The sequence below is a fragment of the Sphingomonas sp. Leaf343 genome, assembly GCF_001423765.1.
In the GTDB taxonomy this organism is placed as follows: Bacteria; Pseudomonadota; Alphaproteobacteria; order Sphingomonadales; family Sphingomonadaceae; genus Sphingomonas.
Genome location: NZ_LMPG01000010.1, coordinates 131181 through 145026 on the forward strand (window position 1 = coordinate 131181; position 13846 = coordinate 145026).

The following is a 13846-nucleotide window of genomic DNA, read 5'->3' on the forward strand; positions in this document are numbered from 1 at the left end:
GTTCCGCCCATACCAGATTCCGTCTCGTGCGGTGCCGCTGATGGGCCGCACCGGGCATCGCGCTTCGGCGGATGCCTCGACTTCAACTCGCTCATCGGAGGATTTGAAATGCGACTCGACCTGACCCCCTATCGCCGTTCGACCATCGGCTTCGACCGGCTGTTTGACCTTCTCGAGACCAACGCGCGTGGCGCGGCGGCCGAGAACTACCCGCCCTTCAACCTCGAACGGATCGCCGACGACCGTTACCGCATCACCCTCGCAGTGGCAGGATTCGGCCGTGACGAAATCGACATCACCGCCCAGCAGAACATGCTGCTGGTCGCGGGGAAGAAGGACGACAAGCCGAACGCCAACTTCGTCCATGTCGGTATCGCGACCCGCTCGTTCGAGCGCCGCTTCGAACTCGCGGACTTCGTGTTCGTCGAGGATGCGCGGCTGAACGACGGCCTGCTGGTCATCGATCTCGTCCGCGAGGTGCCGGAGGCGATGAAGCCGAAGACTATCGCCATCAAGACGGGCGCGCCGCTGGCCGCCGTAGAGGCGAGCGACACCACCGCCACTGAGGAAGTCAAGGCGGCGTAACAAGCTCGGCGCCTGTTTCTCCCTTTTCCAGGCGTCGCGGGGCGTCCGGGCCGCAAGGTCCGGGCGCCCTCATTCCACCCGCTGCGGCCTCGAAATCCGGCGGTGGGGCCTCTCAGACCAGCCGGCTCTGCTTCACCGCCGCCGCGATGAAGCTGGCGAACAGGGGATGCGGGTCGAAGGGTTTGGATTTCAGTTCCGGGTGGAACTGGACGCCGACGAACCACGGATGATCCGGCCGCTCGACGATTTCCGGCAACGTGCCGTCGGGCGACATGCCGCTGAATACCAGGCCGCCCTCCTCCAGCGCATCCCTATAGTGGGTGTTGACCTCGTACCGGTGGCGGTGGCGCTCCTGGATCGCCGTGCCGCCGTAGATCGAGGCCACAACGCTGTTGCCTGCCAGCGTCGCATCGTACGAGCCCAGCCTCATCGTGCCGCCGAGATCGCCCTGCTCCTCGCGCTTCTCCAGTCCCGCACGGCCCATCCATTCGGTGATGAGGCCGACGACCGGCTCATCCGTCGGGCCGAACTCGGTGGACGAGGCGTCGGCGATGCCGGCGAGCTCGCGCGCGCCCTCGATACAGGCCATCTGCATGCCGAAGCAGATGCCGAAATAGGGTACGTTGCGCTCGCGGGCGAAGCGGACGCTGGCGATCTTGCCCTCGGCGCCGCGCTCGCCGAACGCGCCGGGGACCAGGATGGCGTGGCACGGTTCCAGATGCGCGGCGATGTCGCCGTCAGGGCCCTCGAACAGCTCCGCGTCGATCCAGCGGACGTTGACCTTCACCTTGTTGGCGATGCCGCCGTGAACCAGCGCCTCGTTGAGCGACTTGTACGCATCCTGAAGGCCGACATATTTGCCGACGACGCCGACCGTTACCTCGCCTTCGGGGTTGGTCAGGCGATCGACGATCTCGATCCAGCGGGACAGCTCGGGCGCAGCGCCGGGTTCGATCCCGAACGCCTTCAACACCTCCGAGTCGAGTCCCTCGGCGTGGTACTGGAGCGGCACGGCATAGATGCTCTTCGCATCCAGCGCGGGAATGACCGCGCTCGCGGGCACGTTGCAGAACAAGGCGATCTTGGCGCGATCCGACTCGGGCAGCGGATGTTCGCAGCGGCAGACCAGCACGTCCGGGGCGACGCCCAGCGCGGCGATCTCCCGCACCGAATGCTGGGTCGGCTTGGTCTTCAGTTCGCCCGCGGCGGCGATGTAGGGCACCAGCGTGACGTGGACGCTGATCGAGCGACCGCGGCCCAGTTCGTTCTTCAGCTGGCGGATGGCCTCGATGAAAGGCAACGACTCGATGTCGCCGACGGTGCCGCCGATCTCACAAAGGACGAAATCGAGACCTTCGACATCGGCCTGCGCGAAGGCCTTGATCGCGTCGGTGACGTGCGGAACGACCTGCACCGTCGCGCCGAGATAGTCGCCGCGCCGCTCCCGCGCGATGATCTGCTGATAGATGCGGCCCGACGTGACGTTGTCCGACTGGTGCGCGGCGACGCCGGTGAAGCGCTCGTAATGGCCGAGATCAAGGTCCGTTTCCGCACCGTCGTCGGTGACGTAGACCTCACCGTGCTGGTACGGGCTCATCGTGCCCGGATCGACGTTCAGATACGGGTCGAACTTCCGGATCCGGACATTATAGCCACGCGCCTGAAGCAGCGCCGCGAGGGAGGCCGCCATGAGCCCCTTGCCAAGCGACGAGACCACGCCGCCGGTGATGAAGATGTACCGCGTCATGGGACAGAACGCCTAGCTTGGATGGGGCACGCGCGACAAGCGCCCGCGAACGCGCGCAGGCACCGGTCCGACGATTTGCGATGAAATGTTAGTTAGCGAGCGGGACGGAGGCGTTATCGGCCAGGCTGCCCGGACCGACCGCGACGGGTGCGCCCGCACCGGTCGTGACCCGACCCTTGGCCGGCGTGTTCGGCACCGCGTTGTTCTGCGGAGCCGGGGCACGACGGGCGAGCGAGGTGTCGATCGTCGACACCCGGCGCGTGGCCGAATAACCGGCGAGCACGATCGAGAACACGACGAACACCGTCGCCAGCACCGACGTCGCCCGCGTCAGGAAATCGGCGGCGCCGCGCGCCGACATCAGGCCCGACGGGCTGCCGCCCATACCGAGGCCGCCACCCTCCGACCGCTGCATCAGGATCACCGTGACGAGCGCCGCAGCGATGATGGCGTGGATGACGAGGAGGAAGACGAACATGAAGAACCCGGACAGCCAGTGAAGGGCGGCACATAGGCGACCCCGCCCCGTCTATCAACACAAACGCCCTGCATCCCCGCGCAACCAAGGAAACCTGCGGGTTACCGCGGCGTTATGACATCGAAACGAAGCCCGATCGGTGCGCCGTCGACCGGGTGGAATTAGCGGAAGACCCCTGTGCCATCATCCGATCCCCATGCCCTGGCCACCTGGATGACCGCTCTGGTCGATTACGTCCGGTCGGGTGAGCCCGATCTGACCAATCGCCAGATGGCGCTGTTGCTGCTTGTCTACCTCAAACCCGGGCCACATACGGTGCGTGGATTGGCACGCGCGCTGAACGTATCCAAGCCCGTGGTGACGCGCGCCTTGAACAGACTGGGTACGCTCGGCTATCTCCGCCGCCAACGCGACGACAGCGACAAGCGCAATATCTTCGTCGCACGCACTTCCGAGGGGGCAGAGTTTCTTGAAGAGTTCGGGCAATTCATCGGCGACGGTCAGCCCCCCGCCCCACGGTCCGGCACGCCCAAACGGCTCGTCGGGGCCGTCGCGTAACATCTTCGCGTTGGCCGGGAGGTCGGTCGTGCTCGATCCACGAACCCATGCCGTACGGCCCGATCTTGCCGACGTCCGGCTCGCCGACCGTGTGTTCGCCCCTCATTACGCAGCGCCCGTCGAGCGGCGATTGTCGGCGGGGTCATCCCTGCGCCTCGACCGCAAAGGTGATTCGGAAATTCTGGCCGAGCTGGGTGCCGGCGATATGTTCGAAATGCTCGACGTGATCGGCGACACCGCATGGGGCGTCGCGCCAGGTCGCGGACTGGTTGGCTATCTTCCCGTCGCGGCACTGGCGTGACCAGCGTCTTCATTGACGGTGCGGCCGGGACCACCGGCCTCGACATCCGCGAACGGCTGGCGGGGCGGACCGACCTGTCGGTCGTGACGCTTGACGAGGCACGGCGCAAGGACCCGGCCGCGCGCGCGGAAGCCCTCAACGATGCCGACTTCGTGATCCTGTGCCTGCCCGACGAGGCGGCGAAGGAGGCGGTCGCGCTGATCGCGAGCGATCGGCCGCGTGTGATCGACGCATCGTCCGCCCACCGTGTCGCGCCCGGCTGGACCTATGGCTTTCCCGAACTGGAGCCGGACGGTGCGGAGCGCATCGCCTCGGCAAGGCGCGTGTCGAATCCCGGATGCTATCCCACCGGGTTTCTGGCGCTGGTCCGGCCGCTGGTCCGTGCCGGACTGTTGCCGGTGGACTGGCCGGTGACGGTCAACGCCGTGTCAGGCTATTCCGGAGGCGGCAAGGCGATGATCGCCGAATATGAGGATCAGGCGACACCGCCCGCCTTGCGCGCCTACGCGCTCGATCTCGCGCACAAGCATGTCCCGGAGATGACGGTCCATGCCGGCCTGACGCATCCACCGCTGTTCGCACCCGCAGTCGCGGCGTTGCGGCAGGGGATGCTGGTGGAGGTGCCGCTCAACCTCGGCGCCCTGTCCTCGCGCCCGACCGTCGCCGCGGTTCGCGACGTGCTGGCGCAGGCATATGAGGGTCAGCCATTGGTCGCCGTCGCCGATGACGGCCCGGGCGGCGTGGCGATCGAGGAACATGCCGGCACCGATCGGCTGACCCTCCGAGTGCGAGGCAATGACGTCACCGGACAGGTGCGGCTGATCGCGACGCTCGACAATCTGGGCAAGGGCGCCGGCGGTGCCGCCGTCCAGAACCTGAATATCATGGCGGGACTCGACCCCCTCGCCGGCCTCGTTTCCTGAAAGGTACGCCATGACGCGCAACCCCGTCGCCAAGCTGCTGCTGTTCGGTGCCACCGGCGATCTGGCGCAGCGGATGCTGCTGCCGTCGCTCTATGGATTACATGCCGATGGCCTGTTGCCGGAGGGGTTGACGATCACCGGATCTGCGCGGTCGGCCTATACCGACGACGAGTATCGGGATTTCGCGAAGAAGGCGCTGGACGAGTTCCTGCCCGAGGATCGCAAGGACGAGGCTGCGGTTGGCGGCTTCCTTCAGCGGCTGTCCTATCAGGCGATCGACCTGTCGGATCATTCCAGCTTCGGCCCGCTGGCGGAGAAGGTCGGCGATGTGTCGGGCGGCCTTGCAATCTATCTGTCGACCGCGCCGTCGCTGTTCGAGGCGGCGATCACTGGGCTGGAGTCGGTCGGGCTGGCGGGCGAGACGGTCCGGATCGGGCTGGAAAAGCCGCTCGGTTACGATCTGGCGTCGAGCCGCGAGATCAACGACGCTGTCGCCGTCGCCTTTCCGGAGGAGCGGACGTTCCGGATCGACCACTATCTGGGCAAGGAGACGGTGCAGAACATCCTCGCGCTCCGCTTCGGCAACAGCTTTTTCGAACCGGTCTGGAATGCGCAGGGCATCGACAACGTCCAGATCACGATCGCCGAGACGGTCGGACTGGAAGAGCGCGCCGGCTATTACGAGACGGCGGGCGCGCTGCGCGACATGGTGCAGAACCACATCCTGCAGCTCGTCGCGCTGATCGCGATGGAGCCGCCGGCGCGCTTCGACGGTACCGCGATTCGCGACGAGAAGGCCAAGGTGTTCCGCAGCCTGCGCCTGATGACGCCGGAGGATGCGCCGCACTGCACCGTCACCGGCCAATATGGCGACGGGGCCGTTAAGGGCGAGATCGTCCACAGCTATACCGACGAACTCGGCAAGCCATCGACGACGGAGACGTTCGTCGCGATCAAGGCGCATGTCGACAACTGGCGCTGGCAGGGCGTGCCCTTCTACCTGCGGACCGGCAAGCGCATGGCCGCGCGCCGATCCGAGATCGCGATCCAGTTCAAGCCCGTGCCGCATTCGATGTTCGGCAATCGCGGCGGACTTTTGCAGCCCAACATGCTTATCATCCGGCTGCAACCGGAGGAGTATGTCCAGTTGCTGGTGATGGCGAAGGAACCCGGGCTGGACCGTGAGGGCATCCGGCTGCGCGAGGTGCCGCTGAACCTGTCGCTGGACTCCGAGTTCGCGGGAACGCGCCGCCGGATCGCCTATGAGCGGTTGCTGCTGGACCTGATCGAGGGCGACCAGACGCTGTTCGTACGCCGCGACGAGGTGGAGGCGCAGTGGACCTGGGTCGATGCGATCCGGGCCGGCTGGACCGCCAACGGCATGAAGCCGAAGCCCTATGCGTCGGGGAGCTGGGGCCCGAGCGCGGCGATCGCGCTGACCGAGCGCGACGGCGTGACCTGGCAAGACGACTGAGCCTGCCGATCGGCGGTACCGATCGTGCCGCTATCGCCGGCAAATCCTTGTTTGGTGCAGCGACACTGCTAGCCTTTTCCGGAGGGGGGTATCGCAAGCATGTCGTCAGTCGTCCGGATCGTCATTTTTGCCGTGTTCGGTGTTGCCGCAGGCGGCTCCGGCGGGGCCGTCGCCGGTCAGCAGGCTGAGCAGTCGGGCGACATCATCGTCGAGGGGCCGAACGCCGTCCGCCGGATGCAGGGTGGCGAATGGCAGCTTGATCTTTCGCGATCCTATTATTTCGGCGCCATCGATACGAACCTGGACCGGATGCGGCCCACCGGGTCGAGCCGGACATGGCGCTTCTGCCTGCCCGACACCGATATCGAGCCGTTGTTGCGGTCGCTCGTCGGCGAGGGACGGACCGAATCGTCGGGAGCGATGAATTGCCGGCCGCTCAAGATCCGCCTCGGGAACGGTAGGCTGAAGGCGGATCAGACATGCACCGGCAGCACCATGACGAGTGCAACGAGTCCCTCGGGCTTCCCCACCGTCACACCCGCTCGTGACGTACTCACGGTCACGGGGCGGTACGCCGCCACGCTCCTGACGATGGACTTCAGCTCCCGCCGCGAACCCGCCGTTCCCGATCCCGCTTCCAGCGGAAGACCGGAGGGACGACGCTGGTCGATCAAGGGTAGTCGCATCGGCGACTGCCAACAGCGGCCAATCCACCCTCCCGGCAAATAGTGTCCGGGGGCATCGCCGACGTCCATACGTATGCGGGTTCCCCCCTCCGCTCCAGCCCGCTAACGGTCGCTGGACTGGCGCCGCAGGGCGCGACGGAGAGCCTGATGACCGAGATCGAGTGGTGGGATTACGAGGATGCGAGCGAGCTGGCCGATGCCATCGCGGGCGACGTGCAGTTCGTGATCGAAAGTGCGCTGGATGCACGCGGGTCCGCGGTGATCGCGCTGGCGGGCGGCAAGACGCCCTTTCCGGCGTATGAGAAACTGGCGCAGGCCAAGCTTGACTGGAAGAAGGTTACGATCATCCCAACCGACGAGCGGGTGGTGAAGCTGGGTGATCCATTGTCGAACGTCACCGCGCTCGCCAAGATCTTCCTGCCGAAAGGTGCGCGGGTGATGCCGATCGTGCCCGAAGCGATGAAGGATTATAAGGCGGCGGGCCGCTCCGCCGACGCGCTGATGCAAGATTTGCACTGGCCGCTCGACTTCTGCCTGCTCGGTATGGGCGGCGACGGTCACACCGCCTCGATCTTCCCCGGCGTCGATTTCGACGAGGCGATGAACGGGCCCAAGGAGCGCCGAGCGCTGGGTGTCATGCCCGACCCGCTGCCGCCCGAGGCCCCGGTCGCTCGCGTGACGCTGTCGAAAGCGGCGATCGCGTCGTCCAGGGCGCTGATGATCGCGATCATGGGCGACGCCAAGCGGACGGTACTGGAGCAGGCGATCGAACAGGGGCCGTCATCCTCCTACCCGATCGGCCGCGTGCTGGCCGATGTCGAGCTGCCCATCGACGTCCACTGGAGCAAGTGACCAGGCGTTGAAGCAAGTCGATTACATGGAGCAAGTAGGATGATCCACGCCGCGGTCGCCGCCGTCACGCAGCGGATCGTCGAGCGGTCGCGACCGGGTCGGCGCGCCTATCTCGACCTGATCGACCGCGAGCGCGAGAGTGCGGTGCGCCGGCCCAATCTGGGCTGTGCGAACCTCGCGCATGCCTATGCCGGCACCGACGAGGATCGCGAGGCGATGAAGGCCGATCGCGGCATGAACATCGGTCTCGTAACCTCGTATAACGACATGCTGTCGGCACATGCGGTCTTCTATCGCTATCCCGAACAGATGAAGGTCTGGGCGCGCGAGGTCGGCGCGACGGCGCAGGTCGCTGGTGCGACGCCGGCGATGTGCGACGGCGTGACGCAGGGCTATGCCGGTATGGAACTATCGCTGTTCAGCCGCGACACGATCGCGTTGTCGACCGCGGTCGCGCTGAGCCACGGCACGTTCGAGGGCGCGGCGTTGCTCGGCATCTGCGACAAGATCGTGCCCGGCCTGCTGATGGGCGCGCTGCGCTTCGGGCACCTGCCGGCGATCCTGATCCCCGGCGGCCCGATGCCGACCGGCCTGCCGAACAAGGCTAAGGCGGCGGTGCGCGAGCGGTTCGCGGTCGGCGACGCCAGCCGCGAGGAACTGCTGGATGCGGAGATCCAGGCCTATCACGGCAAGGGCACCTGCACCTTCTATGGCACCGCCAACACCAACCAGATGATGATGGAGGTGATGGGCCTGCACATGCCTGGTGCCGCCTTCGTCAATCCGGGCACCAAGCTGCGCCAGGAACTGACGCGCGCGGCGGTCCATCGGCTGGCGGCGATCGGCCAGCGCGGCGACGATTACCGGCCACTCGGCTGGTGCGTCGACGAGCGGTCGATCGTCAACGCCGCGGTCGGTCTGCTCGCGACCGGCGGATCGACCAACCACCTGATGCACATTCCCGCGATCGCGCGCGCGGCGGGGATCGTGATCGACTGGGAGGATTTCGACCGGCTCTCCGCCGCTGTGCCGCTGATCGCTCGCGTCTACCCTAACGGGTCGGCCGACGTGAACGCGTTCGAGGCGGCGGGCGGGATGCCCTTCGTGATCCGCGAGCTGATCGGCGCGGGATATTTGCACGACGACATCATGACGGTGTCGGGCGAGAGCCTGTCCGCTTATGGTGCGAAGCCGGGATTGGATGGCGATGCGCTGACATGGACCGATCCCGGTGCGAGCGGCGACGAGACGATCCTGCGACCGGTCGCTCAGCCCTTTTCTGCCGATGGCGGCATGCGCATTCTCGCGGGCAACATCGGGCGCGCCTGCATCAAGGTGTCGGCGGTCGACCGGGAGCGCTGGGTGATCGAGGCACCCGCCCGCGTGTTCGACGACCAGCTGGACGTGATCGCGGCGTTTCAGCGCGGCGAGCTGGAGCGGGACGTCGTGGTCGTCGTCCGTTTTCAGGGTCCCCGCGCAAACGGGATGCCCGAACTTCACAAGCTGACGCCGCCGCTGGGCGTGCTCCAGAACCGCGGTTTCAAGGTTGCGCTGGTCACCGATGGCCGCATGTCGGGGGCGAGCGGCAAGGTACCGTGCGCGATCCATTGCTCGCCCGAGGCGCTGGGCGGCGGCGCGATCGGCCGCATCCGCGACGGGGATGTGATCCGCGTCGATGCGGTGGCGGGGATGCTGACCGCGCTGGTCGATGCGGCGGAGTGGGAGGCGCGGACGCTGGACGCCGCACCGCCGCCCGCGACGGGTTTCGGCCGCGAGCTGTTCGGGCTGTTCCGCGCGCAGGCGGACGAGGCGGAAAAAGGTGCGTCGGCGGTACTGGCGGGTGCGGGACTCTGAAGGCCAACCGGCCCGGAGACACAACAGGAGAGTGACGGCATGGAGATGGTGGCAGTCGATCTGGGCGGCACGCACGCACGGTTCGCGATCGCGGAGGTCGAGGACGGCCGTGTCGTCCGGCTGGGCGACGTGGTGACGCAGAGGACCGCCGACCACGCCTCCCTTCAGACCGCGTGGCAGGCGTACGAGGCGCAGCACGGCAGGCCCCTGCCCCGGTTTGCCGGCATCTCCATCGCCGGACCGATCAACGGCGACGTCATCCGCCTGACCAACAACCCGTGGGTGATCCGGCCGTCGCTGATCCAGGAACGGCTGAACGTCGATCGATGGACCGTCGTCAACGATTTCGCGGCGGTCGGCCATGCCGTGGCGCAGCTGTCCGACGACGACTTCGTGCATCTCTGCGGGCCGGACGTGCCGCTGCCGAAAAAGGGCGTCACCACCGTCTGCGGACCGGGGACGGGACTCGGCGTGGCGCAGGTGCTGAAGACCGACGGCCGCTACCACGTGCTGCCGACGGAGGGTGGACACACCGATTACGCACCCCTCGACTCGATCGAGGACGCGATCGCCAAACGGCTGCGGCGGACGTTTACGCGCGTATCGTGCGAGCGGATCGTCGCGGGACCGGGCATCGTCGCGATCTACGAGACGCTCGCCGAACTGGAAGGGCGCCCGGTGCCGAGCCGGGACGACAAGACGATCTGGGCGGAGGCGCTGGACGGCACCGATTCGATCGCGCTCGCCGCGCTCGACCGGTTCTGCCTCGCGCTGGGTGCGGTCGCGGGCGACCTCGCGCTGGCGCAAGGCGCGAACGGGGTCGTGATCGCCGGCGGGCTCGGCCTGCGGATCAAGGACAAGTTGCTGCGATCCGGTTTCGACCAGCGGTTCGTCGCCAAGGGACGCTTCCAGTCGATGATGGCGGCGATCCCCGTAAAGCTCATCACCCATCCCCAGCCCGGCCTGTTCGGTGCCGCGGCCGCCTTTGCCCAGGAGCATGCCCAGTGACCATTCTCGACATCATGCGGACCAGCGCCGTCATCCCCGTGCTGGTGATCGACGATGCCGCAACGGCCAGACCGCTGGCGGAGGCGCTGGTCGCCGGCGGCCTTCGCGTGCTGGAAGTGACGATGCGGACCCCCGCCGCGATCGACGCCATCGTCGAGATGAAGAAGGTCGAGGGCGCGATCGTCGGGGCTGGCACGGTGGTGAATACCGACCAGTTCGAGCGGGTGATGGGCGTCGGCGCGGAGTTCATCGTGTCGCCGGGTCTGTCGGAGCGGCTGGGCGAGGTCGTCGTCCGCTCAGGCGTGCCGTTCCTGCCCGGCATCGCGACGGCGGGCGACATCATGCGCGGGCTGGACATGGGCCTGACCGAGTTCAAGTTCTTCCCCGCGGAGACGAGCGGCGGCCTGAAGGCGCTGAAGGCGCTCGCAGGACCGTTCGGTCAGTGCCGCTTCTGCCCGACCGGCGGCATCACCGAGGCGTCCGCACCCGGCTGGCTGGCGTTCGGTCCGGTGGAGTGTGTCGGCGGCAGCTGGGTGACCGGCGGCACGATGGCCGAGGTCGAGGCGAAGGCACGGTCGGCGGCGGCATTGCGGGGGTGATCCAGGGCTCCCTCGCTTCCTGTGAGGGGCTCCCTGCCAGCGACACGCTCGCGGCGAAACCCTCCCCCAGCTCCTGCCGACCGGAGAAGCCCAAGTCGCTACATCTCGCCGCGCGCGCGCCTGATCGCGTACCATTTCTGCACGTTGGCATTATGCTGCGGCAGGGTGTCGGCGAAGACGTGCCCGCCGGTGCCGTCCGCGACGAAATACAGCGCCCGGCTGGGCGCCGGGTCGAGGACCGCGTCGATCGAGGCGCGGCCGGGATTGGCGATCGGGCCGACCGGCAGGCCGGGACTGGCATAGGTGTTGTAGCCGTTTTTCGCGCGCAGTTCCGACACGCGGATGCGGCGGCCGAGCGGGCGTCCCTTCGTCAGCGGATAGATGACGGTGGGGTCCGCCTGTAGCGGCATGCCGAGGCGCAAGCGGTTGCCATAGACCGCCGCGACGGTGCGGCGCTCGGCGGGCTTGCCGGTTTCCTTCTCGACAATCGAGGCAAGGACGATCGCCTGTCCGGGCGTGGTCACGGCGATCCCGGGCTTGCGCTTCGCCCAGGCGGTGGCGAGATAGTCGCGCATCGCTGCCTGCATCCGCTCGACCACGGCCGCGCGGGTATCGCCGCGCTGATAGGCATAGCTGTCGGGCAACACCGAACCCTCACGCGGGACGGCGACGTCGCCACTCAAACCGTCGGCGCGAACGAGCGCGTCGTGCACGAGTACGGACGGGTATCCCTCCGGCACCGCCACGAAGCGCTGGCGGACCTTGCCCTCCTCCAGCAACGTCAGGATGTCCGACTGGCTTGCACCGGCGGGGATCGCATATTCGCCCGCCTTGATCGACCCGCCGCCGCCGAACACGCGCGCGAGCAACCGGAACCGGTAGGCGGAGCGGATCGCACCCGCCTTCTCCAATTCGGTGGCGGCGCGCGCAAGGCTCGCGCCTTCCGGCACCATCACCGCGAGTGGCTCGTTCGATGGCCCCGCGCCCGCCCACATGTTCGTCGCCACCAGCGCGCCGACGACAAGGGCTGCGATCAGCAGAACGAGGCAGCCGAGTTTCCGCATCGGATCAGATCGCGCGCATCACCAGCGACGCGTTGGTGCCGCCGAAGCCGAACGAGTTGTTCAAAACCGCCTTCACCGACCGCTTCTTCGCGACATGCGGCACCAGATCGACGCCGACGCAGCTGTCGCTGGGATTGTCGAGGTTGAGCGTCGGCGGCACGATCTGGTCGCGCATCGCGAGGATGCAGAAGATCGATTCCACCGCGCCGGCCCCGCCGAGCAGATGCCCGATCGCCGATTTGGTCGACGACATCGACACCGTCTGCATCGCATCGCCGAACAGCCGCCGCACCGCGCCCAGCTCCAGCTCGTCGCCCATCGGCGTCGAGGTGCCGTGCGCGTTGATATAATCGATGTCCTTGGGCTCCAGACCGGCCTTCTTCAGTGCCATCTGCATCGACCGGAATGCGCCGTCGCCCTCCGGATGCGGTGCGGTGACGTGATAGGCGTCGCCCGACAGGCCGTAGCCGATGACCTCGGCATAGATCTTCGCGCCGCGCGCCTTGGCGTGCTCGTATTCCTCAAGGCAGACGATGCCGGCACCCTCGCCCATCACGAAGCCGTCGCGGTCCTTGTCGTAGGGACGCGACGCCTTTTCGGGCTGGTCGTTGAACGCCGTCGACAGCGCGCGGGCCTGTGCGAACCCGGCGATGCCGAGCGGACAGACCGTGCTTTCCGCCCCGCCCGCGAGCATCACGTCGGCATCGTCCATCGCGATCATCCGCGCGGCGTCGCCGATCGCGTGCGCGCCGGTCGAGCAGGCGGTGACGACCGCATGGTTCGGCCCGCGCAGGCCGTATTTGATCGACACCTGACCGGAGATGAGGTTGATGAGCCGGCCGTGGACGAAGTGCGGCGACACGCGGCGCGGCCCCTTCTGGTGCAGCACCAGCGACTCGCTCTCGATGCCCGGCAGTCCGCCGATGCCCGAGCCGATCGAACAGCCCGCCCGCCAGCTTTCCTCGACCGTCATCTCGGTCAGGCCGGCATCTTCCAGCGCCTGGCCGGCGGCATCGATGCCGTAGACGATGAAGGGGTCGACCTGACGCTGGACCTTGTGGTCGACGCGCTTGCCGGGGTCGAAGCCATATTCATGGTCCGCCGGCTTCACTTCGCAGGCGATGCGGCACACCTGGTCGGACGCGTCGAAGCGCGTGATCGGACCAGCGCCCGATCTGCCGGCCAATATGTTCGCCCAGGCCGTCTCGACGTCCGCGCCGAGCGGCGTCACGAGGCCCAATCCGGTCACGACGACACGCCGCATGCTCTTACTCCGTTCCATTCATACCAAAACGGCCTCCCGCCCTCTCAGCGGGGACGGGAAGCCGTTCGGAACCCCTGCCCATTGGGCCGGGTCTGTCAGTATCTTACGACTTGTGCTCGTCGATATACGTGATCGCGTCCTTGACGGTCGTGATCTTCTCGGCGGCGTCATCGGGGATTTCGACCCCGAACTCTTCCTCGAAAGCCATCACCAGCTCGACGATGTCGAGACTGTCTGCGCCCAGATCGTCGATGAAGCTCGCGTCCTCGGTCACCTTGTCGGCCTCGACGCCGAGATGCTCGACGACGATCTTCTTCACGCGGTCGGCGGTCTCGCTCATGGTAGTCCCTCTTCGTAGAGTGTTGTGATTTCCTGAACGCACGTAGAACGCAGGGGATGCGCTGGCAAGAGCGTGTCTGGCGCGCATCCCGCACGATCCACGGCGGGAAACGG

15 protein-coding genes are annotated in these 13846 nt (G+C 67.1%); 10 read left to right on the forward strand and 5 right to left on the reverse strand.

Features of this window, described 5'->3' with window-relative positions:
• Positions 1-108: 108 nt before the first annotated feature.
• Positions 109-585, forward strand: coding sequence for an Hsp20 family protein (locus ASG07_RS05860; protein ID WP_055843481.1), 477 nt, complete (start codon positions 109-111; stop codon positions 583-585).
• 112 nt (positions 586-697) lie between these two features.
• Here ASG07_RS05860 and ASG07_RS05865 read toward each other — a convergent pair whose 3' ends face one another.
• Both ASG07_RS05865 and secG read right to left on the reverse strand, forming a co-directional pair.
• Positions 698-2332 (reverse strand): CTP synthase, encoded by a 1635-nt coding sequence (locus ASG07_RS05865; RefSeq protein WP_055843482.1) that lies wholly within the window; start codon positions 2330-2332, stop codon positions 698-700.
• Positions 2333-2420: 88 nt separating this feature from the next.
• Positions 2421-2810: a preprotein translocase subunit SecG gene (gene secG / locus ASG07_RS05870; protein WP_055843484.1), complete on the reverse strand. Its 390-nt coding sequence runs from the start codon at positions 2808-2810 to the stop codon at positions 2421-2423.
• A gap of 213 nt (positions 2811-3023) precedes the next feature.
• Here secG and ASG07_RS05875 point away from each other — a divergent pair, with 213 nt between their 5' ends.
• The 9 genes from ASG07_RS05875 (at position 3024) to eda (ending at position 11065) form a co-directional block, all read left to right on the forward strand.
• On the forward strand, positions 3024-3368 hold the full coding sequence (locus ASG07_RS05875; RefSeq protein WP_055843486.1) for a MarR family transcriptional regulator: 345 nt from the start codon (positions 3024-3026) through the stop codon (positions 3366-3368).
• Between the two features lie 28 nt (positions 3369-3396).
• Positions 3397-3669 carry a hypothetical protein gene (locus ASG07_RS05880; protein WP_055843488.1) on the forward strand — a complete coding sequence of 91 codons (273 nt, stop codon included), beginning with the start codon at positions 3397-3399 and terminating at the stop codon, positions 3667-3669.
• The gene (gene argC, locus ASG07_RS05885) at positions 3666-4592 is read left to right on the forward strand and encodes an N-acetyl-gamma-glutamyl-phosphate reductase (RefSeq protein ID WP_055843490.1); all 927 of its coding nucleotides are present in this window, start codon (positions 3666-3668) and stop codon (positions 4590-4592) included. The genes ASG07_RS05880 and argC overlap by 4 nt, the downstream gene beginning before the upstream one ends.
• A 10-nt stretch (positions 4593-4602) precedes the next feature.
• Positions 4603-6066: a glucose-6-phosphate dehydrogenase gene (gene zwf / locus ASG07_RS05890; protein WP_055843492.1), complete on the forward strand. Its 1464-nt coding sequence runs from the start codon at positions 4603-4605 to the stop codon at positions 6064-6066.
• A gap of 99 nt (positions 6067-6165) precedes the next feature.
• On the forward strand, positions 6166-6795 hold the full coding sequence (locus ASG07_RS05895; RefSeq protein ID WP_055843494.1) for a hypothetical protein: 630 nt from the start codon (positions 6166-6168) through the stop codon (positions 6793-6795).
• Between the two features lie 104 nt (positions 6796-6899).
• Positions 6900-7604 carry a 6-phosphogluconolactonase gene (gene pgl, locus ASG07_RS05900; RefSeq protein WP_055843967.1) on the forward strand — a complete coding sequence of 235 codons (705 nt, stop codon included), beginning with the start codon at positions 6900-6902 and terminating at the stop codon, positions 7602-7604.
• Between the two features lie 39 nt (positions 7605-7643).
• Positions 7644-9458 (forward strand): phosphogluconate dehydratase, encoded by a 1815-nt coding sequence (edd, locus tag ASG07_RS05905; RefSeq protein WP_055843496.1) that lies wholly within the window; start codon positions 7644-7646, stop codon positions 9456-9458.
• Between the two features lie 39 nt (positions 9459-9497).
• Positions 9498-10466, forward strand: coding sequence for a glucokinase (gene glk, locus ASG07_RS05910; RefSeq protein ID WP_055843498.1), 969 nt, complete (start codon positions 9498-9500; stop codon positions 10464-10466).
• Positions 10467-10480: 14 nt separating this feature from the next.
• Positions 10481-11065, forward strand: coding sequence for a bifunctional 4-hydroxy-2-oxoglutarate aldolase/2-dehydro-3-deoxy-phosphogluconate aldolase (gene eda / locus ASG07_RS05915; RefSeq protein WP_055843969.1), 585 nt, complete (start codon positions 10481-10483; stop codon positions 11063-11065).
• A gap of 98 nt (positions 11066-11163) precedes the next feature.
• Here the strand turns inward: eda and mltG are convergent, their stop codons facing one another.
• The 3 genes from mltG to ASG07_RS05930 all read right to left on the reverse strand — a co-directional run bounded on the left by mltG (position 11164) and on the right by ASG07_RS05930 (position 13733).
• Positions 11164-12129: an endolytic transglycosylase MltG gene (mltG, locus tag ASG07_RS05920; protein WP_055843499.1), complete on the reverse strand. Its 966-nt coding sequence runs from the start codon at positions 12127-12129 to the stop codon at positions 11164-11166.
• 4 nt (positions 12130-12133) lie between these two features.
• Positions 12134-13393 carry a beta-ketoacyl-ACP synthase II gene (gene fabF, locus ASG07_RS05925; protein WP_055843501.1) on the reverse strand — a complete coding sequence of 420 codons (1260 nt, stop codon included), beginning with the start codon at positions 13391-13393 and terminating at the stop codon, positions 12134-12136.
• A 103-nt stretch (positions 13394-13496) separates the two neighbouring features.
• A complete protein-coding gene (locus ASG07_RS05930; protein WP_055843503.1) occupies positions 13497-13733 on the reverse strand; it encodes an acyl carrier protein in 237 nt (78 codons plus the stop codon).
• Positions 13734-13846: the final 113 nt, after the last annotated feature.